This is a genomic window from Devosia riboflavina, from assembly GCF_000743575.1.
Taxonomy (GTDB): Bacteria; Pseudomonadota; Alphaproteobacteria; order Rhizobiales; family Devosiaceae; genus Devosia; species Devosia riboflavina.
The window spans coordinates 1-25597 of sequence record NZ_JQGC01000025.1 but is presented as its reverse complement, the minus strand read 5'-3'; the positions used below and the strand labels follow the sequence as shown (position 1 = coordinate 25597).

Annotated in this window: 30 protein-coding genes and 4 pseudogenes; 20 read left to right on the top strand and 14 right to left on the bottom strand. The window is 59.5% G+C overall.

What is annotated here, in order from left to right; all coding sequences use genetic code 11:
* Positions 1-3: 3 nt before the first annotated feature.
* The 7 genes from JP75_RS20105 to JP75_RS20075 all read right to left on the bottom strand — a co-directional run bounded on the left by JP75_RS20105 (position 4) and on the right by JP75_RS20075 (position 6862).
* On the bottom strand, positions 4-780 hold the full coding sequence (locus tag JP75_RS20105; RefSeq protein WP_051960982.1) for an ABC transporter permease: 777 nt from the start codon (positions 778-780) through the stop codon (positions 4-6).
* The gene (locus tag JP75_RS20100; protein ID WP_051960981.1) at positions 777-1535 is read right to left on the bottom strand and encodes an ABC transporter permease; all 759 of its coding nucleotides are present in this window, start codon (positions 1533-1535) and stop codon (positions 777-779) included. Before JP75_RS20100 ends, JP75_RS20105 begins: the two co-directional genes overlap by 4 nt.
* On the bottom strand, positions 1535-2344 hold the full coding sequence (locus JP75_RS20095; protein WP_051960980.1) for an ABC transporter ATP-binding protein: 810 nt from the start codon (positions 2342-2344) through the stop codon (positions 1535-1537). The genes JP75_RS20100 and JP75_RS20095 overlap by 1 nt, the downstream gene beginning before the upstream one ends.
* A 13-nt stretch (positions 2345-2357) precedes the next feature.
* Entirely contained in the window at positions 2358-3197 is an 840-nt protein-coding gene (locus tag JP75_RS20090) for an SDR family NAD(P)-dependent oxidoreductase (RefSeq protein WP_051960979.1), read from the bottom strand.
* Positions 3198-3200: 3 nt separating this feature from the next.
* Positions 3201-4595 (bottom strand): amidohydrolase family protein, encoded by a 1395-nt coding sequence (locus tag JP75_RS20085; protein ID WP_035086346.1) that lies wholly within the window; start codon positions 4593-4595, stop codon positions 3201-3203.
* 60 nt (positions 4596-4655) lie between these two features.
* Positions 4656-5669, bottom strand: coding sequence for an ABC transporter substrate-binding protein (locus tag JP75_RS20080; RefSeq protein WP_035086345.1), 1014 nt, complete (start codon positions 5667-5669; stop codon positions 4656-4658).
* Positions 5670-5878: 209 nt separating this feature from the next.
* A complete protein-coding gene (locus JP75_RS20075; protein ID WP_084587816.1) occupies positions 5879-6862 on the bottom strand; it encodes an ABC transporter substrate-binding protein in 984 nt (327 codons plus the stop codon).
* 169 nt (positions 6863-7031) lie between these two features.
* On the opposite strand from JP75_RS20075, the gene JP75_RS20070 reads away from it, so the two are divergent.
* The gene (locus tag JP75_RS20070) at positions 7032-7934 is read left to right on the top strand and encodes a MurR/RpiR family transcriptional regulator (RefSeq protein WP_051960978.1); all 903 of its coding nucleotides are present in this window, start codon (positions 7032-7034) and stop codon (positions 7932-7934) included.
* A 5-nt stretch (positions 7935-7939) separates the two neighbouring features.
* Here JP75_RS20070 and JP75_RS20065 read toward each other — a convergent pair whose 3' ends face one another.
* A complete protein-coding gene (locus JP75_RS20065) occupies positions 7940-8896 on the bottom strand; it encodes a nucleoside hydrolase (protein WP_152565928.1) in 957 nt (318 codons plus the stop codon).
* A gap of 119 nt (positions 8897-9015) precedes the next feature.
* On the opposite strand from JP75_RS20065, the pseudogene JP75_RS20060 reads away from it, so the two are divergent.
* From JP75_RS20060 to JP75_RS20025, 9 genes and pseudogenes are all read left to right on the top strand, one after another.
* A pseudogene (locus JP75_RS20060) lies at positions 9016-9204 on the top strand (sugar ABC transporter permease YjfF); the annotation flags it as partial.
* Positions 9205-9218: 14 nt separating this feature from the next.
* Positions 9219-9953 (top strand): FadR/GntR family transcriptional regulator, encoded by a 735-nt coding sequence (locus JP75_RS20055; RefSeq protein WP_035086341.1) that lies wholly within the window; start codon positions 9219-9221, stop codon positions 9951-9953.
* Positions 9954-10195: 242 nt separating this feature from the next.
* Positions 10196-10555, top strand: a complete 360-nt coding sequence (locus tag JP75_RS26355; protein ID WP_152565927.1) for a hypothetical protein — start codon at positions 10196-10198, stop codon at positions 10553-10555.
* A gap of 77 nt (positions 10556-10632) precedes the next feature.
* The gene (locus tag JP75_RS27115) at positions 10633-10995 is read left to right on the top strand and encodes a hypothetical protein (protein ID WP_244446367.1); all 363 of its coding nucleotides are present in this window, start codon (positions 10633-10635) and stop codon (positions 10993-10995) included.
* A gap of 1 nt (position 10996) precedes the next feature.
* On the top strand, positions 10997-11563 hold the full coding sequence (locus JP75_RS20045; RefSeq protein WP_035086340.1) for a type II toxin-antitoxin system VapC family toxin: 567 nt from the start codon (positions 10997-10999) through the stop codon (positions 11561-11563).
* A 931-nt stretch (positions 11564-12494) separates the two neighbouring features.
* Positions 12495-12830 (top strand): hypothetical protein, encoded by a 336-nt coding sequence (locus tag JP75_RS20040; protein ID WP_035086338.1) that lies wholly within the window; start codon positions 12495-12497, stop codon positions 12828-12830.
* A gap of 3 nt (positions 12831-12833) precedes the next feature.
* Positions 12834-13646 (top strand): hypothetical protein, encoded by an 813-nt coding sequence (locus JP75_RS20035; RefSeq protein WP_035086336.1) that lies wholly within the window; start codon positions 12834-12836, stop codon positions 13644-13646.
* A 762-nt stretch (positions 13647-14408) separates the two neighbouring features.
* The gene (locus JP75_RS20030; RefSeq protein WP_035086334.1) at positions 14409-14591 is read left to right on the top strand and encodes a DUF3606 domain-containing protein; all 183 of its coding nucleotides are present in this window, start codon (positions 14409-14411) and stop codon (positions 14589-14591) included.
* Positions 14588-14800 carry a hypothetical protein gene (locus JP75_RS20025; RefSeq protein ID WP_035086332.1) on the top strand — a complete coding sequence of 71 codons (213 nt, stop codon included), beginning with the start codon at positions 14588-14590 and terminating at the stop codon, positions 14798-14800. The genes JP75_RS20030 and JP75_RS20025 overlap by 4 nt, the downstream gene beginning before the upstream one ends.
* A gap of 641 nt (positions 14801-15441) precedes the next feature.
* Here the strand turns inward: JP75_RS20025 and JP75_RS26350 are convergent.
* Both JP75_RS26350 and JP75_RS20015 read right to left on the bottom strand, forming a co-directional pair.
* Positions 15442-15546 (bottom strand): annotated as a pseudogene (locus tag JP75_RS26350) (exodeoxyribonuclease III); the annotation flags it as partial.
* A gap of 10 nt (positions 15547-15556) precedes the next feature.
* Entirely contained in the window at positions 15557-15865 is a 309-nt protein-coding gene (locus JP75_RS20015) for a hypothetical protein (RefSeq protein ID WP_035086331.1), read from the bottom strand.
* Between the two features lie 33 nt (positions 15866-15898).
* Between JP75_RS20015 and JP75_RS20010 the strand changes: the two genes are divergently transcribed.
* From JP75_RS20010 to ku (JP75_RS19985), 7 genes and pseudogenes are all read left to right on the top strand, one after another.
* On the top strand, positions 15899-16201 hold the full coding sequence (locus JP75_RS20010; protein WP_035086328.1) for a hypothetical protein: 303 nt from the start codon (positions 15899-15901) through the stop codon (positions 16199-16201).
* A 2-nt stretch (positions 16202-16203) separates the two neighbouring features.
* Positions 16204-16539 (top strand): response regulator, encoded by a 336-nt coding sequence (locus JP75_RS20005; RefSeq protein WP_051960977.1) that lies wholly within the window; start codon positions 16204-16206, stop codon positions 16537-16539.
* Positions 16540-16635: 96 nt separating this feature from the next.
* Positions 16636-17385, top strand: a complete 750-nt coding sequence (locus JP75_RS20000) for a DNA polymerase III subunit epsilon (RefSeq protein WP_035086327.1) — start codon at positions 16636-16638, stop codon at positions 17383-17385.
* 66 nt (positions 17386-17451) lie between these two features.
* Positions 17452-17733 carry a hypothetical protein gene (locus JP75_RS19995; protein WP_035086325.1) on the top strand — a complete coding sequence of 94 codons (282 nt, stop codon included), beginning with the start codon at positions 17452-17454 and terminating at the stop codon, positions 17731-17733.
* A gap of 301 nt (positions 17734-18034) precedes the next feature.
* A complete protein-coding gene (locus JP75_RS25520) occupies positions 18035-18289 on the top strand; it encodes an SOS response-associated peptidase family protein (RefSeq protein WP_051960976.1) in 255 nt (84 codons plus the stop codon).
* 30 nt (positions 18290-18319) lie between these two features.
* Positions 18320-18664 (top strand): annotated as a pseudogene (locus tag JP75_RS25995) (SOS response-associated peptidase family protein); the annotation flags it as partial.
* Positions 18665-19148: 484 nt separating this feature from the next.
* Positions 19149-19979 carry a non-homologous end joining protein Ku gene (gene ku, locus JP75_RS19985; RefSeq protein WP_035086324.1) on the top strand — a complete coding sequence of 277 codons (831 nt, stop codon included), beginning with the start codon at positions 19149-19151 and terminating at the stop codon, positions 19977-19979.
* Here the strand turns inward: ku (JP75_RS19985) and ku (JP75_RS19980) are convergent.
* On the bottom strand, positions 19976-20833 hold the full coding sequence (ku, locus tag JP75_RS19980) for a non-homologous end joining protein Ku (RefSeq protein ID WP_035086375.1): 858 nt from the start codon (positions 20831-20833) through the stop codon (positions 19976-19978). The genes ku (JP75_RS19985) and ku (JP75_RS19980) overlap by 4 nt on opposite strands.
* Positions 20834-20976: 143 nt before the next feature.
* Between ku (JP75_RS19980) and JP75_RS19975 the strand changes: the two genes are divergently transcribed.
* On the top strand, positions 20977-21270 hold the full coding sequence (locus JP75_RS19975; RefSeq protein WP_035086322.1) for a hypothetical protein: 294 nt from the start codon (positions 20977-20979) through the stop codon (positions 21268-21270).
* A 380-nt stretch (positions 21271-21650) separates the two neighbouring features.
* Here the strand turns inward: JP75_RS19975 and JP75_RS19970 are convergent, their stop codons facing one another.
* From JP75_RS19970 to JP75_RS19955, 3 genes are all read right to left on the bottom strand, one after another.
* Positions 21651-21884, bottom strand: a complete 234-nt coding sequence (locus JP75_RS19970; protein WP_035086319.1) for a hypothetical protein — start codon at positions 21882-21884, stop codon at positions 21651-21653.
* A 439-nt stretch (positions 21885-22323) separates the two neighbouring features.
* Positions 22324-22554, bottom strand: a complete 231-nt coding sequence (locus JP75_RS19960) for a hypothetical protein (RefSeq protein WP_035086373.1) — start codon at positions 22552-22554, stop codon at positions 22324-22326.
* 433 nt (positions 22555-22987) lie between these two features.
* A complete protein-coding gene (locus JP75_RS19955) occupies positions 22988-23431 on the bottom strand; it encodes a hypothetical protein (protein WP_035086314.1) in 444 nt (147 codons plus the stop codon).
* Positions 23432-23616: 185 nt separating this feature from the next.
* Between JP75_RS19955 and JP75_RS27415 the strand changes: the two are divergent.
* Positions 23617-23997: pseudogene (locus tag JP75_RS27415) on the top strand (PHP domain-containing protein); the annotation flags it as partial.
* A gap of 192 nt (positions 23998-24189) precedes the next feature.
* Positions 24190-25593, top strand: coding sequence for an error-prone DNA polymerase family protein (locus JP75_RS19945; RefSeq protein WP_425277298.1), 1404 nt, complete (start codon positions 24190-24192; stop codon positions 25591-25593).
* Positions 25594-25597: the final 4 nt, after the last annotated feature.

The window sequence follows — 25597 nt, the reverse complement described above, 5'->3', positions numbered from 1 at the left end:
GGCTCACTTCCACTTTTCGTTGATGAATTTTTCCGCGGCCACAGCGGAGGTGAAGCAGAGAACCGAGATGACGGTGGCGATCACGCTGGTGCCGAAGGCGCGCTCGGTTGCAAATTCGGTCGCCGACTGGCGAAAGAGGAATCCCAGGCCGCTCTTGCCCATGAGGAATTCTGCCAGCATGGCCGACAGAACCGCCGGTGGAGCCGAAAGGCGAAGGGCGATCATCCAGTTGGGGACAGCCGAAGGCAGGACCAGATGGACAAACCGGGTCCAGCGGCTGGCCCCGAACACCTTGAAGAGATCGCTGCTGCCTGGGGGGAGCGACTTGAGGCCGGCAGCGGTAAAGACGAAGGCGGGGAAGAAGGAAATGATGATGACGATGCCGAGGACCGTCTTCACGTCATAGCCGAGAAGGCGTGCGAGGACGGGGATCAGGGCGACGACGGGGACCGAGGAAAAGATCAGCCCGAGCGGGACAAGAATGCCGCTGAGAATGCGCGAGGACCAGGCGACGATCGCGACCATGGTGCCAAGCGCCATACCGAGGATCAGGCCCGCGGCAGCGAGGAAGAGCGTCTGGCCGGCATTGGCGAGATAGACGCCGGGATTGAAGACGAGGTCGCCCACGACATTGATCGGGTGGGGAATCACGATGGAATTGACGCCCGTGATCGTTACCCACGCCTGCCAGGCGATGAGAACACCGACGACACCCCAATAACGAGATATCGCTGTCTTGACCCAGTCGAGGGGGCTTCTGGTTTGCGAGACCGGGCTCATTTGTACCGTCCGTAAACGAACTGTTCGAGAAGGCCCATGAGGCCGAAGACGATCAGAGAGGCCGTGGAAGCGATGAAGACGGCGCTCCAGAGAAGCGGGATCTGGAAGTTCTGCATGGCGCTGACCATAAGGAGGCCAAGCCCGCGCGAGGAGCCGAACCACTCGCCGAGGATCGCCCCAATAAAGGCCGCTGGCACCGAATATTTCATGCCGCTGACGACCGCCGGCAGGGCCGCGGGCAGATCGAGGCGCAGCAGCCGGGTCGTACGGCTCGAGCCTAGGACCTGGAAAAGGTCGCGGTGCCCGGCGGTCGAGTTGTTGAGGCCCGACGTGGTCGAGACATAGAGAATGAAAAAGACATTGAGCGCGGCAATCGCCATGCCGGTAAATTCGCGGCTGATCAGCACGATAAACAGAGGCGCCAGCGCAATAGCGGGGATGGCGTGGATGACGCTGGCCAACCGATCCATGCCGGGGCGGACGACGGGGAGGACATGGACGAGCCCGGCAAGGGCGATGCCGACGACGCTGCCGGTGACATAGCCCAGGATCACCATCGAGAAGCTCGCTTCCATGGCCCGGATGAAAAGCTGGGCCTTGGTGGGATCGAACATGAACTGGAACACCGCGCTTAGCGGTGGCCAGGTGAGGCCGGCGAGGCGATTGACGCCGATGGCTTCCCAGGCGGCGAGAAAGAGGGCAATGCCGACAATGCCCAGGGTCAGGGACTGCCAGCGTTCTGCGGTCATCTTCATCAATGATGCCCCTCGGGTTCGAGCGCGAGGGTCAGTTCGTCGGCCAGATGGTGGAATTCCATGGTCCGCTGCACATCGGGGCTGCGCGGCCGGGCGAAAGGCACCTGAATCTCCTTGATGATTCGGCCCGGACGTCCGCTCATGACGATCACCCGGTCGGCAAGGAAAAGCGCCTCCTCGACGGAGTGCGTCACAAGAAGGGTCGTAATCCGCTGTTCGCTCCAGATGCGCTGCAGTTCGACATTCATGTGGCGCCTAGTAACGGCATCCAGCGCGCCAAAGGGTTCGTCGAGCAGCAGAACATCGGGTTTTAACACGAGGGCACGGGCGATGGAGACGCGCTGCCGCATGCCGCCAGAGAGCTGCCGCGGCCGCGCTTTTTCAAAGCCGGAAAGTCCGACGAGGGCCAAAAGTTCTGCAATGCGCTTGTCGTCCACCGGCCGTCCGGCGACTTTATAGGGCAAGGCAATATTGTCGCGGATGGTCAGCCACGGCAGCAGCGCGTGGTCCTGGAACGCGACGCCAAGACGATGAGCACGCGAGAGCGCCGTCGGATTGCTGCCTTCCACCGTGACGCGACCGGTGCTGACATCCTCGAGCGCTGCGACAAGCCGCAGGATAGTGCTCTTGCCGCAGCCGGAAGGACCGAGCAGCGCGACGAATTCGCCCTGACCAATCTTGATATCGACATCGTCGATGGCCTTCAGTTCCTTGCCGCCATCGAGCGTGAAAGTCTTACCGACATGATCGACATTGATGGCCCAGGCCTCGGGTGCCGTCGCGGGAGCAGAAGAAAGGGGAGCGTTCATCGGCATTTCCGGTTCAATAAGGGGTGTCGCCGGCATCGGCATTGACGGCCTGGCCGCGGATCATCATGGCCTCGTCGCTGAGGAGGAATGAAGCGACGCGCGCCACCTCGCGCGGTTCGGTATGGCGCCCAAGAGTTGCACTTTGCATCTGGGCAAAGACATCGTCGGCGGGCGTCTGAGTGATCCCGGAATAAACCGCCGCGACCTCGCGCAGCATCGGCGTCGACATGCCGCCGGGGCAGACGCAATTGACGTTGATGTCATAGGGCGCCAGTGCTTCGGCGAGCGTCCGGGTGAGATTGATCAGGGCGGCTTTGCTCGCGCTATAAGCCATGGAATCGACATGACCCTTCTTGCCGGCTTCCGACGCGATATTGACTATGGCGCCGTGAATGCCATCGACGATCATCTGCTTGGCGACGAGCCGCGCAAGCTCATAGGCGCCAAAAAGATTGACCTCGAACTGGCGCGTCCAATCGGCGCGGGAAATGGCGAGAGGGTCGGCGTGGAGGACGATGCCGGCGCAATTGACGAGCCCGTCTATGCCCCCGAGCCAGGTGATGGACTGGGTGACGCACAGAGCCGCGGCGGCTTCGTCGGCGACATCGAGCGCATAGCCGAAGACGCCCTTGGTGCTGCCACCCAGTTCATTGGCCGCGGTGTTCACTGCCTCCTGGCGGAGGTCGACGACGACGACTTTAGCGCCCTGCGCGACCAGGAGGCCCGCAATTGCCTTTCCCAAACCACCGGCGGCACCAGTGACGATGACGCGTTTTCCCGCGTGGATCGGAAAGATCGCAGGCTCCCGGATGCGGAGCGGGCCGCGGCGTTGAACCGTCTCGAATTTCGTCATGGATCAGGCCACCAGCTTCTCGAAGCGCTCGGTTATGACGGGCAGGCGTTCTTTCAACTTGGCCTTGATGGCCTCGGCGTCGATCCCCTGCAGTTCCCGATCCTTCATCACCACCTTGCCATCGACAATGACCGTTACGACATCCCTGCCGACCAGTACGCTCGCGGCTACAAAGAGCGGATCGTAGAGCGGCGCGGCATCCATCATTGAGGTGTCACAAAGAACGAAGTCGGCCTTCTTGCCCACCTCGAGGCTCCCGACCTGATCGAAAATACCGAGGGCCCTGGCGCCGCCATGGGTACCGATCTTGAGGATTTCCTCGGCCGAAATCGGCTCGCGCTCATGGTAGACGGCGCTGTTGACCGCCTGCTGGCCGACACGGGTCACATGGGCGACCTGGAAGATGTCGAGCGTGCCGCCCGCACCGGGACCGTCGGTGCCAAGGCCAATATCGATGCCGCGTCGCCACATTTCGATGACCCGGGGCGAACCGATCGAATAATTGTTGAAGCCGCAATGGCAGGCCGACAGCCGGTGCTTTGCATAGAGGTCCACTTCGCTCGGGGACAATAGTACCGAATGGGCGCAATGGAGCTGGTGACTGAGAACGCCGATCTGGCCGAGCCATTCGGTCGGCCGTTTGCCGAATTTTTCGAGCGTGTAATCGATCTCGTAGCTGCCCTCGCACAGATGGGTGTGGATCTTCACGTCGAGCGTCCGCGACGCTTCCGAGATATCGCGGATCAATTCGGGCGAACAGACGATCACCTGACGAAGCGAGAGCCAGGCCGAAACGCGGTCATTGCTTTTCCAGCGCTCCACCAGCGACACGTTGCGCTCAAGCGCTTCGTCATGGGTCATGAGCATGTTGGGCGGCACTTCGGCGCCGATGTTCTCGCTCTGGTCGACGGTCGAGAGCGAGACGAAACCGCGAATGCCGACATCCATGGCAGCCCGGCCCATCTCGTCCGGATGTGGGCCGCCAGCCTCGGCAAAGCAGGTGGTGCCGACCTGAAGCATGTTGGAATAGGCGACGAGGCCGGAGAGATAGACGTCTTCGGGGTCGAGGCAGCTTTCCCAGGGAATAAGATAGTTCTTCCAGACCGGCAGCTTGAGCGGGCGACGGCGGGCGATGTCTTGCAGCTTGCCGCGCAGCAATTGCTGGCCGGTGTGGAAATGCGCATCTATCAGACCGGGCAGGATGATGCGATCCTTGCCGTTGATGACCGTCTTGCCGTTGTAGCGGTTAGCTTCGCTGCTCGGACCCATCCAGACGATGCGCTTGCCATCAACCGCGATAGCGCCATCGCGGATGACGCGGTTTTCGGTGTCGAGCGTGACGATATCGGCGCTGGTAACCACAAGATCGACAGTTTGGGGTTCCTGAGTCTGGCTCATCTGAAAATCCTCACATCAAAAGTAGAGGCCCGCGCCACAAAATCGGCGCGGGCGGCCGCGTCAGGCCAGCTTGAGTGCGTCTTCGACAATTGAGGTGTCGATGATGTCGGCGATCGGCGGCAGTTCCGTGCGGCCGGTGGCGCGCGCCGCGTCATACATGGGCCCTTCCATCTTGGCCGGGTCGAGGGCATAGAGCGGGAAGTCGGCCGCGCCGCCGGGGCGCATGAAATCGATCTGCAGCTCGTTCTGGCGGGTCTGCTGGTCGAGATCGAGGCCGAAATCAGCGCCATACTTCTCCACGGTGATCTTGGCACCGAGCGCCGGATCGTCCTCGTCTGCCTTGAAGCCCTTGATGATGGCGGCGGTATATTTGACCAGCGCCTCACGATTGGCCTCGAGATAGGCCTTGGAGACGAAGGCAATGCCGGCATAGCCCGGGAAGCCAAGCTCGTCGAAGGAACGGAAAAAGAAGTCCTTGTCGCGGAGGAGGCCCATTTTCTCCATGGTGATGGTCTGGTTGGTCGCAAAGGCGGTGTAGCCTTGGCCATCGCCGGCCACGAGCGGCTCGGGCGAAAAACCAGCCGTCACCATCTCCCAGTCATTGGGCAGGCCATTGAGGCTCAACGTCGCTTCGATCGATGTCTGTTCGGCCGGGCCTTGGGCGAGGATTTTCTTGCCCACGATGTCCTTGGGTTCAAGGATTGGCGCGGCCGCGAGCGAGATGATGCCGAGCGGCGAGGTCTGCATACGCGCCGCGATAATGACGAAGTCATTACCTTTGGCCACGGCGTCGAGGAATGGCAGCCAGCTCGTATAGCCGATTTCGGCGCTGCCGGCGGCGACCATGGTCAGCGGATCGGGCGCATTGGGGCCGCCGGGCATGACCGTGACGTCGAGCCCTGCTTCGGTGAAATAGCCATTTTCGAGGGCGAACCAATGGTCGACATATTCGACATTGGAGATCCAGCCCAACTGTACGCGAAGCGGCGTCAGGTCCTGGGCGAAAAGGCTGCGCGGAAGGCCAGCGGCAGCAAGGCCAACGGCGGCGGATTTGAGCAGAGTGCGTCTTTGCATCGTGGCGGTTCCGAAATTCCGGTTGGGACAAGCGGGGGCATTGGCCTTCCGGGGGGGGGCACCGGAAGGCGTTGGGCGGAGTGGCGATGACCTTTGGCGGAATCCTCCCAGGGGCTCGTGCGCCGACCCTTCGGGTCGTTTACGCGCGGGACCCGCTTCCTCTCCCGTCAGGGGAGAGGAGAGGGACCTATGGGTCTGTCCAGCAGCAGTTAGAGTGTTGCGTAGGCTTCTTCGGCGATGCTGAAGTCAACGAGGTCGGCGAGCGGCGGCACCGAGCGACCGACAGCTTCGGCAGCTTCAGTCATGTTGCCGGTGATGTCGGCGGTGTCGAACAGGTAGAGCTTGTATTCCGGCGTCGGCTTCATCAGAGGGATCTGGAGCTCCATCTGGCGGGTCTGTTGAGCCAGGTCGAGGCCGAGATCGGCGCCATAATTGTCGATGACGATCTGGGCAGCGTAGGCTGGGTTGGCAAAGGCATATTCCCAGCCCTTGATCATGGCGCGGGCGTATTTGACGAGCGTATCGCGGTTTTCTGCGATGTAGCTTTTCTTGGCCACCATCAGGCCGGCTTTCACCACATAGCCGATGTCGTCAAAGAGCGTGACGACGAAGTCCTTGTCCTGGACCATGCCCATGTTTTCGAGTGTGATCGGCTGATTGGTGGCAAAGCAGAGATAGACGTCGCCATCGCCCGCCAGGAGCGGTTCGGGCGAAAAGCCGGTGGGAATGATCTCATAGTCGAGTGGCAGACCAGCCTTGGTCAACACTGCATCAAAAATTGAGGTGTCAGACGGGTTCTGCGCTAGAATGCGCTTGCCGACGAGATCTTGCGGGGTGCGAACGGGGTTGGCGGCCAGCGAAAGCAGGCCTGAAGGGCTTTTTGCCCAAGCCGAGCCGAGAATCTGGAAATCATTGTCCTTGCCGATGGCATCGAGCAACGGCAGCCAATTGGCGAAGGCGACCTGCGCTGCATCCGAGGCCAAGGATACGAGCACATCCGGCGCATTGGGTCCGCCGGCGAGGTAAGGTGCGTCGAGCCCTTCCTCAGTAAAATAGCCCTGGTCCAGTGCAGCCCAAAAGCCGGCATATTCAACATTGGAAATCCAGCCAAAGGCGGTGGTGATACTGGCTGTGTCTTGAGCGAGCAGCGGACGGGGTAATCCACTGGCGAGAAGGCCTGCTGCCCCTGCCATAAGCAGGTGGCGCCGGGTTAATGCAAAATCCCTGTTCTTCGGCACTTTTTACGTTCCCTTGGCATCAACTAACCTCCCGCTCGGCTTGCAGGTTTGACCTCCTGCAATCTCTTGTTACAGTGACGCTACCACATGAAATATCTTTTACAAGACTGTTTTGAGGCAAAAAATGGTAATGCATAAAAAAGCGGCAACTGGCTATTTGCCCGCCGGTTCGGTGGTCGCTGAGCGCATTGAAGCGGCCTATCCGGAACTGTCTCAGGCTCTTCAGACTTTTGCCGATTACGTGTTGAGCGAGCCAATTCGGATTGCCCAAATGTCGATCAACGAGACCGTCGAGGCGACGGGTGTTTCGGTCGCGACGGCCAATCGGTTCGCGCGAAAGCTTGGCTTTGACGGATATGCCCAGTTTCGTGCCGAAGTGATCCGGGGATTCGAATCCATCTTCGAGCCGGTCGAGCGGCTCAAAACGACGCTCTCAAAGGGATCGACCGTCGAAGAGGCGGTGCTCGCGTCCTTTGAGGAGGATCTGCGCAATCTAAACGAAACCATGCAGGGGCTGGACGCCGCGCGTATCGTTCAAGCTGTCGACATGATCCTTGGCGCGCGCAATATCTTTATTCTCGCCTTCGACAATGCCGCGGCGCTGGCCAATGTCCTGTCGCATCGGCTGGAGGTTGCCGGGCATTACGCTCGTACCATCGATAATGGTGGCGGCATGCTTTCGGCGTCGCGAGCCCTATCCCATTACGACGAGAAAGACCTCATCATTGCCATCGCTTTTCCGCGGTATATGCGCGAGACGGTGGAACTGGCGGCGGCGGCGCAACGGCGCTCCATTCCTATTCTTGCGGTCACCGACAACCAGACATCGCCCCTTGCAAGGCTGGGCACACTCACGCTCTATGTGCGAGCTCGCCGCACTTTTAGTTCAACGTCCGACACCGCCATTCTCGCCATGCTCGAAGCTCTGGCTGCCGGGGTTGCCGCCAAAACGCCGAGCGCCGCCGACGGCGCGCAGAAATTTGCCGATTTTGCCTATCCCTGGCTCATCACCCCCGAAGGCCGATAGGCGCCTCAGGCGCCCATCACCATGGTTTCAACAAACAGCGCTTCGAATTTTTCGGCCTCGACCGCAATGGCCACTTCGGCATTTGGCACGGTGGTACCGGTCCGGCGCCGGTCGGGAATCACCTGTCCGCGTGTCAGTTCGCCCACGCATTCGACATCGATTTGCATCGACTCGAGCGAGACGATTGAAGGGTCTTCCGCGACGGCGACTGCCAATGGATCGTGGAGTGCACAATAGGTGATGTCAGTATATTGCGCCTGGTAGGCTGCGAGATAAAAGCGTGCCGCTTCCATGACGATGCGCGCTGCAGGCCCCCCGCGCGCTGCTATGTCGTCCATCATCGGTGCAGTCAGCTTGGTCTTCATGGTTACGTCCATGCCGACCATGGTGACCTTGGCACCGGACTTGAGGACGATGCGCGCCGCTTCCGGATCATTGAAAAAATTGGCATCGGCGACGGGGCTCGGAATGCCGGGCACGCCGGGGTGCCAGATCGTGCCACCCATCAACACGATGCCGGCAAGCTTCTGGGCAATGTCGGGCGCTTTCATCAGAGCATGGGCGACATTGGTCATCGGCCCGACCGGCACCAGCGTCAATTCTCCGGGATTGGCGCGCACGAGTTCGATGATGAAATCGGGCGCCCAAATGTCGCGGGCGCTGGCTTTGGGGATGGGCAGATCGACATTGCCGATGCCGTTTGGCCCATGGATGCGGCTACCAGCCTTGGTGAAGGGCCGGGTCAGCGCGCGGGAGGCACCTGCCGCCACCGGAACGCAGGAATGGCCCGCCGCTTCCAGAATTTGAAGACTGTTCCGTGTAGCAGAGGCGACATCGATATTACCATAAGTCGTCGTCAGCGCCTCAAGCGTAATGCCGGGACGATTGACGGCGTAGAGGATCGCCATGGCATCGTCGATGCCTGTATCGACATCGAGAATCATACGGCATTGTTTGGGCACGAAAAGCTCCAAGTAAATCTGGCAGACAACCAGAGCCTATCGGCTGTAATTAAAATTGCAACTCGCCGCTAAGGTGAAAATTATGCACCAGGGTCATGCGTATGCCAGCCTGCTGCCATGGCTTCGTCCTCGGCACCTTCATCGGCGTGATGCTGCTTGGTCTTGTGCAGACCTACATCATCTTCGATGGCACGCTGTCGAGCTGGTGGACGAAAATCGTCATCGGCATTCTATTGTTCCTGTTCATCGTGCTGCAGCGCCGGATATTCGTTGCGTCCGCACCCGGAGAGAAAGCCCAAAAGGCCTAAGGCAAGACCGCACCATGATCGAAGCTGGCAGCCTTATCCGGTCGCTTTCGGGCCGGCACGCTGCGCGCAATTTCCATACTTTCGTGATCAACGAAATCGGCCGGGCCATCGTCGGGGGTGAGTTCCCGGTGGGCTCCGTTTTGGCCAGCGATGCGGTGATGATGGAAACCTACGGCGTCTCCCGCACCGTTCTGCGCGAAGCGGTCAAGACCCTCGAAGCCAAGGGCCTCGTCGAAGCATGCCCCAAGGTCGGCACCCGTGTCTCCCACAAAAGCCGCTGGAATTTTTTCGATAGCCAGGTCCTCGCCTGGCACTTTTACGCCCCGCCGGACCGGCGCTTTTACGAAAACCTCTTCGAAGTCCGCGCCGCCTTGGAGCTGCCCGCTGTCGAAGGCGCGGCCCGCCATCGCACGGCCGAACATGTCCGCCTGATGAAATACTGGCTGCACCAGGCCGCAACCTCAGGCGACAGTCTCGAACAGTTCGGCCTCGCTTGTCTCGAAGTCCACAGCCTTATCGCTGAAAGCTCGCAAAACACGCTTTTGCGCGCCGTCGTGGGCGTCCTAGAGTTGCTGCTGGCTGTCGCCCTGACGCGTCGCAGCGATACCGTGAGGGCCTATTGCGAAGCCACGGTCGCAGGGCTGGAAAAAGTCATCCTTGCCATCGAGGCCGGCAAAGTAGACGGGGCACGCGACGCGCTCATCACCTGCCTCGATCTCGATCAGAAGCGGATTTTGGACGGGGTCTGAAGCCGTCCTAGTAACCCTCATGGTGAGGTGCTTTGCAAAGCAAAGCCCTCGAACCGCCGGACTCGCGGGTGCCGCATTGAGGGTGTCTCCGCCATGCCCCGACACCATGTCCGATAAAGATGCTACAACCTCACGCGAGCAACCATATGCATTTGGTTCGCTGGGCGAAATGAGGTCTTTGGAAACTGGACTGAATGGACGTCGCTCCTAAGGTGCTTAGGGCTAAGGAGGTAAGAGCAGTCATGTCCAAGGAGCAGGTCCACGATTATCTTGGTTTCAGTTCAGGCGATTGTGGAGTCTTCGACTTGGCGGTGGGGCTGCATTCCGGGATTCCTTATGGACCATCGCACTCGCCCTACCTCTATTCCATGACAAAGCTGCATGGACAGGTCGACTATCCGAACGGCACCGGTGTCATCACGGACCTGTTCTCGATGGGGTGCCCTGTCGGCACGCGAATTGTTGGTGCGCCGGGGCATTCCCATCATCGAAATGCTCTATCTGGAAGCGCTGGCTGCAATCGGCGAGGCGGTGTTCACATTTGTTGCCACGCCGCTCAAGATCCTTGGGGATCGCTATTCTGGTCTCCGCTGCATAAGTGATGCGCCTCGCCTTGAATCTAGCTATCCAGATGCTATGTTGGACAGAATTCAAAAACGTTCAACATCGGAGCAACGAAATGGCGAAGACGAGCAAGCCCACGATTGCTCGCGCCGGCATGAGCGGCTCCCCGAGCAAAAGCCGCAAGACGAAGCTCGGCCGCGCGCCGAAGACCGGGAGGTTCGTCCTCATCGATCCTGCTCGCCGCACGGCTGTTTTGTCGGCCGCCGAGAAGTCCGGACTGCTCGGCGAAAAGAGCGCGCGCATCGGCGGGCGCATCAGTCCGGCTCTCTTGGAGCAGGCCAAAAAGCAGACGGGGATCAGCACAGATACCGACCTCATCGAATTCGCGCTCGCCAATGTGGCGCTCGAGGACGGGTTCAGCAAAGCCTTCGACAAAACGCGTGGAACGGTCGATCCGTCTCTGAAGCTCGGATTCTGAGGTGGCCGCCTTCGATTTCGATGCCGCCGTTCGTTGGGGCCGGCTCGATCCAGGCCGCACCCTGTCGCGGCGGGACGATGCAGAGCTACCCTTTATCGGAGATCATCCCGGCGCGGGTCATGGCCTATTGCTCGACACCTGCGTCTATATCGATGGATTGCAGGGCCGGGCTCCCGACGCCGTTGACGAACTCCTCAATGTCCGAACAGCGAACCATTCGACCGTGGCGATCCAGGAACTGATGCACACCGTCGGCGTGCTCGATCCCGCCGATCCGCGGACCAAAAGCGCCGTCAAGCAGATCGGCGTTCTTGTCGACGCGATGCCGGCACATCGCACCTTCGCCCCCGATGTCGAGGTTCTGGCGCGGGCTGCCATGCTCTCGGGTATTCTCTGCCGACTCCAAGGCCACGACAAGGACGCGAGGCTTCGCGCCCTTCACGACTGCATCCTGTTTCTCCAGGCTCAGAAGCTCGGCTTCGCGATGCTCACCGGCAACATTGCCGATTTCGACTATCTGCTACAACTCGTCCCCGCCGCTCGCGTGCTCTTCTATCGTCGACCCTGAAATCTCGTCATGCCCCAACTCGCGCGTCCTTGCCCTCAAAGCGGTAGTGAAAGCTGAGGCATTCTTCCGATCGGCTGGCAGCAACGAAAATTCCTCCGGCTTCGGCGTCTGTCGCGAACACATGGCCGGCTTCCCCAGCTTCGAAAGCTGCGCCTTTTCCGCTCCCTATCCTGTCGCGACGCTCGATGCTCTCATTCCTGCTAGCAGTTGATGTAACGGCAGGCTTGGCGAACGGCAGGTAAGGCGGTTGGGTTTGCCCGCTTGCCATGCTCACCCACGTAAAACTGCCATATCTCTTCTGGCGCCGGCCGCAATTCGACCGGGTTCGTCGCGTTTGTCTTTGATGTCGGGAGAATCCGCAGCTCGGGCAGGTGCCCAGTTCGACGGTTTGAACGCGCCAACCACTACGCCGCGGTCAAGCGCGAGTACATATTCAGCCGTCTGCGCTCGTTTCAAGCTAATGGGCCAGCAATATCGGATTAGGTTGAAGATGACCTCGGGATCGCGTGACCCCTTCACGCCGGAGTCTCCCGCGTCAACTCGTTGCCAGAGGCCTTGGCAATGGTGTCGTGGAATTCTCCACCCAGTCGAGCGAATTGGAATAGCTGGTGAGAGCCTGACTGCCTTCTCCGCGCATCCCGACGGCCAAGCGCCTCAGTACAGCCAGATGCTGCGCATCGATGCTGGTCGCGGCGTTGCGTGCCACGAAGGTTCAAGCAAGGGCGCATTTCATAGAGATAGTCGAACACGGCGCGGCCCACCTGCGGGGCGGCGCCAAAGGCGATGAGATGCCTCTTGGTGCACCTCATTGACGATGCGGATGCTTGCTCTGCGTGGGCGCGGCCGGGCGAACGCAGGTGGAGAGGCATGGCCGGTTTTGATCTTGAAGCGTATCCCGGATACGCCTATTTTGGTCGTAAAGGAGAAATCCATGAGTATTCAGGACAGGATCAAGCGATATCGATCGGCTGGTGGCGCTGCGGACCTCGTTCGTGTTGAAGTGCTCGTGCCCGCCAGCGGACGAGAAGAGATTTTGTCTTATGCGGCTGCCATGCGCCGCAGCCACAGGCATCGTCGTGACCTTATTCAGCAAAGCATCGACGAGGTCGTGATCCGCTATGGCGTCAGGGTGCTCGACAATATCGACCTGTCACGTCTTGGCAATGTCGAGGAAAAGGCGCGCGTCCTGGCCAAGGCATTGATGGCCCGCGGCGATGCCAAGGCCTTTATTGCTGGTCGCAAGCTTCTTGAACAATGCGCGGCATAGATCATGGCTCTCACTTCGCTGCAGAAAGACGTGATGGCGGTCATCGCCGCAAACCGCTCGGACACCAGCTATATGGCGGGCGGTGCAGTCCTGAATGAGGACTGGTTTCGTCTGTCGGATGACCTCGATATATTCCACGATACCGATGAGGAAATTGTCGCGACAGCTCGGAAGGACATGGCATCCCTGACCGATGCCGGCTTCAAGGTGAACACTGACGTACTGATCTATGGTGTGGTGGAATGTACTGTTTCGAGAGGCGGCGACGCCACCATTCTGCAATGGATGAGCGAGACCCGATACCGCTACTTTCCGCTGGTTCGGGACGCTGAATGGGGCGTTCGACTCAGCACGGCGGACTTGGCGGTCAACAAGGTCGGTGCAGCCTCAACTCGTACCAAAGCTCGCGACTACGTTGACCTCGTCACCATCGAGGAGCGATTTTCTCACCTCGGACCGCTCGTGCTGGCAGCGTCGGGAAAACCTCCCAACTTCTCGCCTCAGAAAATCATCGAGGAGATCCGCCGCCGTTCGCATTCGGTGCCGGACGAAGACTATCTTTCGGTACGTGGGCTGCCCGCGGGCGTGACCGCTCAGAATCTGCGTGAGCGATTGACTTCAGCACTTGACCGTGCCGAGTCCTATATTCAAACCGCAGATCTGAGCTTAGTGGGCGCGCTTAGCGTCGACGAGGCGGGAAAGCCTGTGGCGGCGCTTGGCGATCACAGCAGCAAAGTTACTATTCGTCGAGCGACCGATGAACTCCAAGCAGTTCCGACCCTCCGGGACGAACCGTCCGACTTCGAACGCGACTAGCCTGATGCGAGCCCCGCACGATTGGCGCGCAAGCATTGCAGTCTCTATTCCATGACCACGACGACAGAGGCTATCCAACGCCTGGTTCAGGCATGGGAACTCGTGCGGCTCTCAGCCAAGTGGTTCGTCGGTCCCGCCGAAACGGAAATGGGATCACCAAGCCAAGCAAACGCTCAATGACCTGCCACGAGCCGTGGGCGGCCTGGGGTGATCGATAATGGTCAGATCGCACAACGGCTTCTATGCCGGGGAATGTGCGATAATCATCATCTCGCGCAACGTGTTTGGGTGTCCGGCGGTCGCCGGAGGAACGATGCGAAGCGCCCCCACACTGCGGATATAGTTGCGCTGGGTCGCCGTCGGTCATGTCCTCGATCAGCTTCTGACGCAGCGGGCTGACAGGGAGTTGGGAAGGATCGTGATCATCTTTGGCTCCTAGATTGAAGAGGCCAAAAGGGAACGCCCGAACCATGCGATCCTCAATCAGGCGATGACTTCAGGCGCATGGCCACCATCTCACCACGTTCACCCGCCTGCGGCAGCCGGCCCGTTCTTCCACCCCAATCTTGCCTCGCGGTACCGCTGGGTAGCTTGTGAATCCGGGCTACGGTGCCGCCTTGAGGAGGGGCGGCCTCTAGGCCGGCATGGAGAACTCATCGGCATCGGCGATGCAATTCAGTGCCCGCGATTCCATTCCCGTTGCAACGCAACTCTCAGAGTCCTTCAGGCGTTGGCCGCTCAGGAGAACTGAGGAGACCAACAATGGCACAAACGCAGACATCACGAGGACGCGCGCAGGATCGCGCCAGGGTCGCCGCCGTCCAGGATCACGAGGTCCATTACGAGGCCGAAAAGACCGGCAGGTCAAAAGACCAGGTCAAGGCCGCCGTCAAATCGGTGGGCAACAGCCGCGAGGCGGTCGAAAAGAAGCTGGGCTCGAAATGACCAGGAACAGCTTGCCCACCGGTGAAGGCACCTCCGCCAAGAATGATGTCGCAGATCCTCACCCGTCTACCGAAGAGGACTACGACAAAATCCCGCAGCTTGGCGGATCGAACCCTCCCGATAAGGACGATCCCGGAACGAACAGCTACACCCACGGTGGCAAGGCGCCGCCGCATGGCGATGGCAAGGGCCGCAATGGCAAAGCTTGAGCTAGACGACGCACTCTCGGAAGGTCTCGACTGCTTCATAGAGGATCGAGACCGACCACCACGAGGCCTCATGACGCGAGATGAAGCCCTCTCTGTCATCGTTCGCGACTGGCTCATGAGCCAGGGTATATTCCATTGCCGGACGATCCCAATTCGATCACGCCAGCTTTGGAAGCGGCGGAAGTTCCAAAAGACTAGACCTCGGGCACGCCATCACCGAACCGAGGCCGCCCATTCTGCATAGGGGAATTCTTTGCTAGCATTCGGTTGAGATCGGGGGAGCCAGTCCACCAGAGTGGGCCGCGTTCGCCCAAGGCGTGCTTGGCTGTATCGACCGCTTGGCGGGCCGCCGGAATGACTTGGGGATCAGTCGACCGAACCCGTCGCCAGGCCGCCATCAGCCCTCGGTGAGGCTCTGGCATTTCGCTTCGGTAAATTGGGTTGGAGGCTCGCCACAGTCGAGCGCGGACGAGGATGTATCTGGCGTCTTCGGCGCCGTCATTTGAGAATGATCCACGTCGGTGCGTGGTCGCTCGATTTCTCACAGCCGCGAACATGGCGATCGACACCGGCGTCTGTGAGACGTTTGGCCACGGACGGCGCAAGGAGGAGATGGTCGATCCGCAGACCGGCATCCCGCCCAGTTCCTGCAGGCACACCACATCCGGCTCAGCCTCTTCGAGCCAACGCAGAAGGACAGGGAAGCGGCCGTTGACGCCGTTGACGTTGTAGGTCGCGATCTTCATGCCGAACGGCCTAGAGCTGATCGTTGTCCGGTCCCTTCGTCTCACCGACCATTCGAGCCAGTTCGCCAAAGGATGGCGTGCCAGCGCTGTCGCTCATACTGTTGGCGAGGCGAAGCAACCGAACCGGGAAGGCGATGGCGTCGCGATTGGCCGGCGAGAGGTCTTCGACCACGCGATCGTCGCCGAGGACAGTCTGCTCCGATCGAGCAAGGCACTTGTCGATTTCCTCAACGGTAACGACGCCCTTGGTGACTAGCATCTGATTCAATCCGGCGATGGCCATCAGCAGGCCTTCGAGTTGCAGATTGGCAGTGTTCATATCCGAGCTCCCTTCTTCAGACAGGAACGAGTGGTGGCAAATACCGTTGCTGTGACGCGTGCCATGGCGATGGAGATGATGGTGACGACGCCTAACGATCTGAGCGACAAGGCACTGGCAATCTTTGCCTTCGCGGCCTTTCATCAGCTGGAAAGCGGTGACGCGATTAAAAGCGTCATTGCGAATGATGCTGCTGGCCACCGAGCTGACCCCGAGGCCGTAGCAGAACTGGAATCGAAAGATTTGGGCGAGCTGAGCGGCGAACGCTTCGTCTTCAGTGTCGCCGGGCAGCTGATGCTGTCGCAGATCATCGATCGCATCAGGGGATCGATCTGATCATGGTCCCATCCCGCATTCTCGTCGTCGAAGACAATGCCGATCAGGCGAAGGCGCTAAAGCAAGCGCTCGAAGACCTTGGACACACGGTGCTCGGACCTGCGCCGGATTGTTCGTCGGCCCTGGAGCTGATCTGGCGCGAAAAGCCGGATCTGGCATTTGTCGATACGCATCTAGGATCGGAAACCTGCGAGGTCGTTCTCGAAGAGTGCGACCAACAGGCAGTCCCGGTCATCATCACCTCCGAAGAGGACGGCGATCTTCCCGATTTCTGCAGCACTCGCGATCGGATGGCTGAGGCACCCAACGCGGCGACGCTGCAAAAGATGTTCGCATAGCGGCGGCTATCTGGATCGCGCCGCGCCGTCATCTACGGCCGCGTTCTGTCTGCTCTGCAGGTACGCTGAGACAAAAGGGGTAGCGGAGGAAGACAGATGACTGCATCGCGCATACGCGTCATAGATCTAGAGACCGCCGGCAATGGACCTTATGATGTCTGTGAAATCGGCTGGCAGGATGTGATGCTGGCCGACGATGGTGTTTGGTCGCTAGCAGATGAACGTGGTGCGCTCTTTGTAAACCCCGGAAGGCCGATTTCGCCGGAAACAATGGCGATTCATCACATCATCGACGAATACGTCGCCGACGCGCCGTTGTGGAAGCTGATTGCTCTGGAGGTGCTGCAACCACAAGGTGGGGTAGCTGCGTTGGCCGCGCATAGAGCGGCGTTTGAGCAGCGTTATTGTACGCCTCGTCTATCCGGTGGCGCCCCATGGATCTGCACATGGAAATGCGCTCTCCGGTTGTGGCCGCATTTGCAAAGCTTCTCGAACCAGATGCTGCGCTACCAGCGTATGCCGGTGGGTATGGTGCATGAAGTGGGGCTGCCGGCGCATCGCGCCTTCCCTGACGCCTATGTCACAGCACATCACCTGAGAGACATGCTGAATCAGGCCGCCATCGACCAGCTTCTGGAATGGAGTAGCCAACCGGGTCTATTGCCCCGCGTGCCAGCCGGTTCCGAACGCGGCAAGGGCTGGCAAGACATCAGCGATCAGGCACTGGAGCACTACTCGAAGGACCGTGACGTCGATGTCCGGTTCACCGCAGAGACCGAATTGCGGCGACGTGGAGGTGTGCCCTCAGAAGAGCCTATGTCTCCTGTACAGGGCCGATTGCTCTAAACCGTTTTGAATTGCGAGTGACGACCGTCGCAATTCGGCGCTAAGCTCCCGTCGGAGGGGCGGAAAATGCACGAATACGTCGACGAGCTTTCGAACACGCTCATCGAGCGGTACAAGTTTTATCTGCAGACATTTCTGGTCGATCTCTGGAGCGAGCGTGGCCTGATCGAGTTCCGCGTCGGCTATTCGCTGCGTCGCGATAGCAAGCTTCACACCAGGACATTTACCGTGAGCGCTCAGGAGACTCTGACGACCGCGGAGCGCCTGGCAGTCGTGGATGCTTTATTTGCCGAGATCGAAGACCATATCGACGAAACCATTTCCGCAACTCTTGTCGAACTGAATTAGTCCCCCGGCTCCCGTCGATCACAATCTTCGCGTGTTAGGAGCCCGTTTACGCGAAGCACCACACGATCATTGGGCGCGATCCGTACTGCGTACGCGCAGTTCAGCCTATCTGGCTGTCGGGGCACCCATGGACATCGCTTTAATCGCCGGCATTTTGTCGGCTTTCGCAATCATCATTCTCATCGCTGTGCCGCTGGTTCGCCTCTGGCGTCGTCATCGAAGCCACTGGTGAAGCGGTCGTAGGCACGGCCGGCACCATCCAATATTGCCATTTCTCGCTCATCGACCATGAGCTGGATAAATGTGCAATCTCTACAGCATGACCACGACGACTGAGGCGATTCAAACGCTGGTCCTGGAGTGGGAAGATGCCATGCGCAACATTCCGCCGCTTTATGCCATCTACCCAGACTATACGGCGCCCATCATCAAGTCGCGTGGTGACACCCGGGTGCTCGGTTTCGCGCGTTGGGGTCTGCCGTCGCTGAAAGATCCTGTCACCGAGAAGCCCAACCGTGGTAATATCAATATCCGGCATCCCTGGTTCGACGATTAGAAAGGCTATCTTGGTGTCGAGAACCGGTGCCTCGTCCCGATCAATCGCTTTGCTGAACCGACCAAGCTTCCCGATGGTATCAGTGGGAATGCGTGGTTCGCCATATTCGAGTCCGAGCCGATGACCTTCTTTGCCGGCCTTTGGACCGACTGGCACGCGCCGGAAGGCCGAAGGCCCCCGGCATCACAAGGTCTTTGCGTTTTTCACGACGAAGCCCAACGATGTCGTCGCGCAGTCCACGAGAAGGCATTGCCCGTGATCCGACGGGCCGAGGAAGAACGCGACGTATGGCTACGTGCGCCATGGGCGGAGGCGAAATCACTTCAGCGTCCATTGCCGAACGGCGAGCTCACGATCATTGCCGAGTTGCGCTGAAATATGTGCCCGCGCTCGAGGCCATACCCGATCCGGGCGATCCTCTCCGCTTGCCCGGTTGGGTGGTGAGCAGGCGACTGCTATTGGCGATACGCGCGTTCTGCATTCGGCAACGGCATCGAATGTCGCTCGTTCTTTTCCCCGACCGAAAGGGAGTTTTGAGGCATGCGGCAAATCTCAGGAGCGAACTTCCGCCCATTGCCATCTGTGGACGGAACCACGGTCTGGTCGCCTGAGCCCGCTGTCCACGAAGATCGCCGCCTACAACGTCAATGGCGGCAACGGTCGCCTCTCGGCGGCGACGCCGGGCTTCGGATCGATCACCTGCTACTCTATCCTTGCCGAACGCCTCAAGTCTGCAAGCGTTAATCGTCACGTGCGCGGCTGGGAGAAATCGAGGATGGTCCTCGTTCGCGCGCCACATTGGCCTTTGGAACAGCTGTCGCGCTCAGCGCGTTTAGACCGCAGCGAAACGGAGGCGAAAATGGCAGTTCGACCATATTGGAAGGGATACCTAAAATTATCGCTGGTAAACTGTCCCGTGATCCTTTCCCCGGTGACCAGCGAAGGTGAGAAGGTCAAGTTTCACACCATCAATCGCAAGACCAATCATCGCATTACCACCCGCTATATCGACGCTGTATCGGAAAAAGTGGTCGATAAGGATGATCAGGCCAGAGCCTATGAAAAGGCGGAAGACGAATATGTCATCATGGAGGATGACGAACTCGATGCCGTAAAGCTCGAGAGTGCCCGGACCATCGATATTGACGAATTCGCACCGGCCGATTCCATCGAGTGGACCTATTTCGAAAGCCCTTACTTCGTAACGCCCGCCGATGAGGTTGGCGAAGAAGCGTTCGTCGTCATCCGTCAAGCCATGGCGGACGCCGACGTGGTCGGAATCGCCCGTCTTGTCATCAACAGCCGGGAGCGCGCGGTCATGCTGCAGCCCTGGGATGCGGGCATCCTGCTTTGGACCCTGCGTTTCGGCGATGAGGTCCGCGATGAAGATGAGTATTGGAAAGAGGTCGACGACAAGCCCGTCGACAAGAAGATGCTCGCAATGGTCGAACAACTCATTGAAGAGCGAACGACCACCTGGTCCGACGATATGGTCGAAGATCCCGTGCAGGACCGCCTGCTCGATATCATCAAGCAAAAACAGCGAAAGACGAAGAAGGATCGCCCCAAGGCCGACGCTGAAAGAGAGGAAGACGTCGAAGCTCCGAACAATGTCATCGACCTGATGGCCGCCCTCAAGAAGAGTCTCGAAGGCAAGCCCGAAGCCCCTGCCAAGAAGACCCGCCGCTAGCTTGCCTTTCGCCGCGGAGCGCCAGATTTCTTTGCCACCGCGGCCTTGCTGGTCCGGGCCTTGCCCTGCGGCGTCGCGGGCTTGCCTGCCGCACTCATCCGCAGCGCTTCAAGAAGGTCGTTGGGCTTGGTCGTTTCGGGACGCTTGAAGGGAATAATCTTGCGGCCCTCAACTTTGGCCTTAACGAGCTCAGCAAGGGCCTCCTCATAGCGGTCGTCGAATTTTTCGGGGTCAAACTTTCCGGCTTTGGTCTTGAGAATATGCTGAGCCAATTCCAGCATTTCGTCTGCGATCTTGAGCTTCGGAATGCCCTTGAACGCCTGCCTGGACGAGCGAACCTCGTAGTCGAAATTGAGCGTCGTTGCTATAAGCCCTTTCCGGTGAGCGCGGATCAGTACGGGTCGAAGACGGCGGAAGAGCACGGTATAGGCGATGGCGGCCGCCTTTTTTTTCCGCAGCGCTTCGCGGATCAGCATGAAGGCTTCCTCGCCCACCTCGTTTGCCGGCAGCAGATAATAGGGTTTGTCGAAATACGTGGTCTCGATCTGGCTGCAGGTGATGAAATGCTCGACCTTCAAGACCTTGTCGCTGTCTGGCACCGCCGCGGTGATCTCCTCCGGTTCAAGGATGACGTACGAGCCCTCGTGCGCCTCATAGCCTTTGACCTGATCTTCTTTCTCGACAGGTTTACCCGTCTTGTCGTCCACGTAGACGCGCTTTAGTCGATTGCCAGTGCTGCGATTGACCATGTGCAGCGCAATACGCTCGGATTGCGTTGCCGCGGTATAGAGCTTCACGGGGCAGACGAGCTCCGCGATTTTCACCACACCAGACCAGACGGCACGAGCAGCCATTTCGAACACTCCGAGTTCCCGAGACGAAAACGTGTCGCCACCCCAAGGTGTTCCGCGAAATGAGGCGGGGAAATCTCAGTTGTCGCCACGGTGGAACTTTCTCCCGGGTGAACCGCTGATCTCGATCAAAAAGGAGATCAGCGATGTCCAAGACAGAATATTCCCAGAAGACCAACCTCAAAGACGTTGAACCAGGCAGTGACGCCGACGAAACGCCAGTGCCCGAGGTCGGTCAAACGCCGCCCGATCCCAACAATGTCTCGAAGGACTCTGCTGCCGCGATGCCTCAGGGGCGCAAACCGGGCCCGAAGGATTCCCCGGTACAGGTGCGAGATGCCGGCGCTAACGCACAGGCGGAAACCCCGAGGAAATGGGATGACGTAGATGAAGCGGTGGACGAAAGCTTTCCTGCGAGCGACGCCAGCGCCAAATACTGACTTTGTCGACGAAGCAGTCCCTTGGCCATTCCCGCTCTCGGTCGTCGGTTAGGGAAACATGGATGACCTAAAACAAAAGCCGCTCATCGTCCTTCTGTTGAGGTACGAGGCGGCTTTTGGGTTGGTGCCCAGTACAAGTCAGGCTCTCGAACTCGCCTGGGCACTCTGCCGTATGAACCGAAATACTTCGGTTCCATATTGAGTGAAGAACGAAAAGCTTCGACCGCCCTCAAAGTCGAAGCCTTCCCAAGTGCCTGCAACAACGCTCCGAGCCTTCCCAATAAAAGTCGCGGACTCCGCGGGGGCATGGGCAATGCGGAGCCCGTCGCTAAGGCAATGAAGTCGTGCGTTGTCCCCTGAGCGCGCATTTCACGACTGGTTCAAGCGTGGTCCATCCAGCTATCACGCTGCGCCGACTTGCGATGGGTCTGGAGCAGATGGCCTGTCAGCATTGCCTGCACAGTTCGTTGAGCTTCTTCTTGGGTGAGGGGCGCGTGCACTAGTCTACCGTCGATATTGGCGTGGATGATGCCGTGTTCGACGAAGTATGTGGCCGTGTAGGAATTACCGTCGAACTCAACTTCGGTGGTGAGGACCTGAGAATGCTGTTCCATAGTCAAACCTCTCTGCCGCGAATTTAGAAGTATGGCGCCCCAGGGGCAAGGCGAGCACCTAATTTTGAGCGTCCGGCTCCTCCCATAGGGGCCGATAGAGCCTGACCATGTTCGTCTGCCCCTCCTGAACCCAATAGACGCGACAAAATAGGCGCGTCCGGTTCTGGCCGCCCCGAATGCCTTTCTCTCCCAATGCCAGCAACGCCGCATCTTCAGGCGAGCGGGCGTCAACTATGTGCTCCGGCTCAATTGTATTGGAGCGCAAATCAATGACTCGAAATTTGCCCAAGCCAGTTCCCCCTTGAAGCGGAATTTCTAGCAGGTTGCGGCGGTCTCTTCATTTGACTTTGACAATTCACCGGCGTTTCGGCGGCGTACTCCATCGGGCCCTTTCAATCCGTCTGGTCGGGTCGACCGGCCGCGGTTGGCTCCGCCCGAGTTAGCGGTTGCTGTCGTACCTTTGACCAGCGAGGGACTTAGGCATCTGATCCGCCAAATCGTCATGAAGCTGCGCGAGCACTTCCAGCCATGCGCTGAGCTTCGGTGGGGGTTCAACTGCTCCACTGGCGTAGGCTTCAACCAAACTGAGGTCGCAGCCGAGCATCGAAGCCAAGGTTTCCTTGGACCAGTGCAGCGACTTCAGGGCTTGATTGAAGCGTTCGGCTTTCAAGACCGTCTCCTCGGCTGCTATCGATAATGCCACTTTCGCGAAACCGATTCCACCTGAGACCATGCCGACAAAGTTTCAATCCGCCACTGGCGCGATCTCGTCGACCGCCGACGCCGAGCACAAGTTTCCGATCTATTTTTGTGAAGAATGCGGCACGCCAAATGCTGCCTTCGGTCGTGTGCGCACTGACGGACGCCTTAGCTATTGCGGTTACGACGGTAGCCCGGTGTGCGTACAGAAGGGCAGGGCAGAGGATGGAGGTCAGGCGCTGGCCCAGGCTGCCCCCTGGTGAGTTATCCAACCCTCGCGTCGAAGAATAAAACGCCCCGGTTCAATCGGTCCGACCCGAGGGTGATTTGAACACTCCGTGCTACCGAAGCGGCAGTCGCCAGCGCGATCAGCAGAACTCCGCGGTGCTTTGGCTCACCGCTCCCTAGCTTCCGTAGGGTACCTCTCGTTCCCAATCCTCTATCTCCTGGGCGCGACTGGCGGGCTTCGACCACAGCGCCTCGAAGTTCGGCTGGTAGAAAACCTCGTATGTCGAACGAAGGTAGTCGATCAACTCGTACGAATGAGGAGGGGCAGTCCATTCGGGAACTGTTCGCATATGTTCCCAGTTCGCCATTTCCGCGACTTTCGCCCCGTATTCCTCGGCCATTTCGTCGTTGTCGGCCCTGATGAACAGTATCGGGTCATTGCTCAGCCCATGGCGCAATTCCCACCATCCCCACAACGTGGCGCCACGGTGTGGATCGTAGAAGGGCACGAGCACCAGTCCATGATATCCCCGGGCATCGGCCTCGCTCGGCCAGCATCCTCGCAGATCAGGATGGTTCGGGTTTCGGTGCTTGTGGATGAAGGTCCAGGGACTGGTCATCGCCGATGTCCCAGATTGAATACCTTGGCCATCGGGTGAACCAGTGCCACCGTCTGCTGGTGCCGCTCTTCCTCCTCGCCTCTACCTGGTATCCACAGCACTCGGCTTGTGATCGCGTCCATCTTGACTCTCCCGACCATTCGGAATGAGAACATAAGAAGAACAAACTTCGTCAAGAGTCAACCATGCCTGTCCCTCCACTGCCGGCAGCGACGTCCTATGCCGAGCTTTTGGCAGCGACCAACTTCAGCTTTCTCAGGGGCGCTTCACACCCGTTCGAGATGGTTGGCATGGCGGCGGGGCTCGGCCTGACCGGCATTGGCATTTGCGATCGCAATAGTCTTTCGGGCGTCGTCCGCGCCTTCGCTGCCGCCCGCGACCAAGCCAAGGAGTTTCCGAATTTCCGCCACGTGACGGGCTCGCGACTTGTCTTTGCCGATGGCACGCCGGATGTGGCGGTCTATCCCACCGACAGATCTGCCTATGGTCGCCTGAGCGCGCTGCTGACGTTGGGAAATCGCCGCGCTCCCAAGGGCGAATGCCATCTCGAACGCCGGGATCTGGTGACTCACATAGATGGACAATTGCTGATCGTGGTGCCCCGGGACGAGCAAGTCGAGGACGATCTCCTCGTCGCGGCCGCGTTGGCGAAGTCGGCACCGGGAAGAGTGTGGGTTGCCGCGACCTATCGATACGACGGGCAGGACACGGCTCGTCTCAATCGGTTGGCCGCCGGCTGTCGTGCCCATGAGCTGCCGATGCTGGCGAGCATGGACCCGCTTTATCATGAGCCGCGACGCAGAATGGTTCAGGACGTTCTGACCTGCATCCGTGAACATGTGAAGATCGATGAAGCCGGTTTTCTCCTGGCGCCCCACGCATACCGCCATATCCATGATCCGTATGACATGGCCTCCCTGTTCAGGGATCATCCCGAGGCGCTCGCTGAGACCAACAGGTTCCTCTCGCTTATCTCCTTCAACCTCGACGAGTTGAAATACATCTATCCCGAGGAGACTGTCGGCAATGGCGAAACCGCCCAGCAGACCCTGGAGAGGCTGAGCTACGAGGGGGCACGTTCGCGATATCCTGGCGGTATCCCGGGCAAGGTCGAGAAGGGCCTCGCTCACGAACTCGCCCTGATTGGCGAGATGGGCTACGCACCGTATTTCCTCACTGTGCAGGACATCGTCCGCTTTGCCCGGCAGGAGCGCGGTATCCTTTGTCAGGGCAGGGGATCTGCAGCCAATTCTGCCGTCTGTTTCTGTCTCGGCATCACCGAAGTCGACCCGATGCTGGTCGATCTTTTGTTCGAGCGCTTCGTATCGACCGAGCGCGACGAGCCGCCCGACATCGACGTCGACTTCGAGCACGAACGGCGCGAAGAGGTGATGCAGTACATCTACCAGAAGTACGGCCGCCATCGGGCCGGCCTCACCGCGAATGTCATCACCTATAGGGCGAAGGGCGCGATCCGAGACGTCGGTAAGGTTTTCGGCATGAGCGACGACACCATCGGCATGATCAGCGGTTTGAACTGGGGATGGGGCAGTATCGACATTCCCGAAGACCGCATGCGTCAGATCGGCATCGATCCCGAAGATCATCTGATCCGCATGGTCATGACCATCGCCAATGAGCTCTACGGCTTTCCCAGGCACATTGGTCAGCATGTCGGTGGCTTCGTTATCACCCGCGATCGGCTGGATCATCTGGTGCCTATCTCGAACGCCGCCATGGAGGACCGGACGGTTATCGAGTGGAACAAGGACGATCTCGACGAACTCGGTATCCTCAAGGTCGACGTCCTGGCACTCGGCATGTTGAGCTGCATCCGAAGAGCCTTCAACCTGATGCGCCAGCACTATGGCCAGTCGCTGACCCTGGCGACGGTGCCGCAGGAAGATCCGCGGGTCTATCGAATGACCCACCGGGCCGACACGATCGGGGTCTTCCAGATCGAGAGCCGGGCGCAGATGTCCATGCTGCCGCGGCTGAAGCCGAGCGAGTTCTATGACCTCGTCATCGAAGTCGCCATCGTTCGCCCGGGGCCGATTCAGGGTGACATGGTCCATCCCTATCTCAAGCGACGGCAAGGATTGGAGCCGACGAGCTATCCTTCGTGTTCCCCGTCAGCGCCCATGGCACAGATTCAGGGTTGAGCTT

What these genes read in the sequence shown, in the direction of transcription:
- ku (WP_035086324.1), top strand. Translation starts at nt 19,149, where the DNA reads ATGGCAGTTCGACCATATTGGAAGGGATACCTAAAATTATCGCTGGTA.
- JP75_RS20100 (WP_051960981.1), bottom strand. Translation starts at nt 1,535, where the DNA reads ATGAAGATGACCGCAGAACGCTGGCAGTCCCTGACCCTGGGCATTGTC.
- JP75_RS20070 (WP_051960978.1), top strand. Translation starts at nt 7,032, where the DNA reads ATGGTAATGCATAAAAAAGCGGCAACTGGCTATTTGCCCGCCGGTTCG.
- JP75_RS20005 (WP_051960977.1), top strand. Translation starts at nt 16,204, where the DNA reads ATGGTCCCATCCCGCATTCTCGTCGTCGAAGACAATGCCGATCAGGCG.
- JP75_RS20085 (WP_035086346.1), bottom strand. Translation starts at nt 4,595, where the DNA reads ATGAGCCAGACTCAGGAACCCCAAACTGTCGATCTTGTGGTTACCAGC.
- JP75_RS20025 (WP_035086332.1), top strand. Translation starts at nt 14,588, where the DNA reads ATGACCAGGAACAGCTTGCCCACCGGTGAAGGCACCTCCGCCAAGAAT.
- JP75_RS19945 (WP_425277298.1), top strand. Translation starts at nt 24,190, where the DNA reads ATGCTGGCGAGCATGGACCCGCTTTATCATGAGCCGCGACGCAGAATG.
- JP75_RS20095 (WP_051960980.1), bottom strand. Translation starts at nt 2,344, where the DNA reads ATGAACGCTCCCCTTTCTTCTGCTCCCGCGACGGCACCCGAGGCCTGG.
- JP75_RS25520 (WP_051960976.1), top strand. Translation starts at nt 18,035, where the DNA reads ATGTGCAATCTCTACAGCATGACCACGACGACTGAGGCGATTCAAACG.
- JP75_RS20080 (WP_035086345.1), bottom strand. Translation starts at nt 5,669, where the DNA reads ATGCAAAGACGCACTCTGCTCAAATCCGCCGCCGTTGGCCTTGCTGCC.
- JP75_RS20015 (WP_035086331.1), bottom strand. Translation starts at nt 15,865, where the DNA reads ATGAACACTGCCAATCTGCAACTCGAAGGCCTGCTGATGGCCATCGCC.
- JP75_RS20000 (WP_035086327.1), top strand. Translation starts at nt 16,636, where the DNA reads ATGACTGCATCGCGCATACGCGTCATAGATCTAGAGACCGCCGGCAAT.
- JP75_RS19975 (WP_035086322.1), top strand. Translation starts at nt 20,977, where the DNA reads ATGTCCAAGACAGAATATTCCCAGAAGACCAACCTCAAAGACGTTGAA.
- ku (WP_035086375.1), bottom strand. Translation starts at nt 20,833, where the DNA reads ATGGCTGCTCGTGCCGTCTGGTCTGGTGTGGTGAAAATCGCGGAGCTC.
- JP75_RS20075 (WP_084587816.1), bottom strand. Translation starts at nt 6,862, where the DNA reads ATGGCAGGGGCAGCAGGCCTTCTCGCCAGTGGATTACCCCGTCCGCTG.
- JP75_RS27115 (WP_244446367.1), top strand. Translation starts at nt 10,633, where the DNA reads ATGGCGAAGACGAGCAAGCCCACGATTGCTCGCGCCGGCATGAGCGGC.
- JP75_RS20105 (WP_051960982.1), bottom strand. Translation starts at nt 780, where the DNA reads ATGAGCCCGGTCTCGCAAACCAGAAGCCCCCTCGACTGGGTCAAGACA.
- JP75_RS19995 (WP_035086325.1), top strand. Translation starts at nt 17,452, where the DNA reads ATGCACGAATACGTCGACGAGCTTTCGAACACGCTCATCGAGCGGTAC.
- JP75_RS26355 (WP_152565927.1), top strand. Translation starts at nt 10,196, where the DNA reads ATGTCCAAGGAGCAGGTCCACGATTATCTTGGTTTCAGTTCAGGCGAT.
- JP75_RS20040 (WP_035086338.1), top strand. Translation starts at nt 12,495, where the DNA reads ATGAGTATTCAGGACAGGATCAAGCGATATCGATCGGCTGGTGGCGCT.
- JP75_RS20090 (WP_051960979.1), bottom strand. Translation starts at nt 3,197, where the DNA reads ATGACGAAATTCGAGACGGTTCAACGCCGCGGCCCGCTCCGCATCCGG.
- JP75_RS20035 (WP_035086336.1), top strand. Translation starts at nt 12,834, where the DNA reads ATGGCTCTCACTTCGCTGCAGAAAGACGTGATGGCGGTCATCGCCGCA.
- JP75_RS19955 (WP_035086314.1), bottom strand. Translation starts at nt 23,431, where the DNA reads ATGACCAGTCCCTGGACCTTCATCCACAAGCACCGAAACCCGAACCAT.
- JP75_RS19970 (WP_035086319.1), bottom strand. Translation starts at nt 21,884, where the DNA reads ATGGAACAGCATTCTCAGGTCCTCACCACCGAAGTTGAGTTCGACGGT.
- JP75_RS20030 (WP_035086334.1), top strand. Translation starts at nt 14,409, where the DNA reads ATGGCACAAACGCAGACATCACGAGGACGCGCGCAGGATCGCGCCAGG.
- JP75_RS20055 (WP_035086341.1), top strand. Translation starts at nt 9,219, where the DNA reads ATGATCGAAGCTGGCAGCCTTATCCGGTCGCTTTCGGGCCGGCACGCT.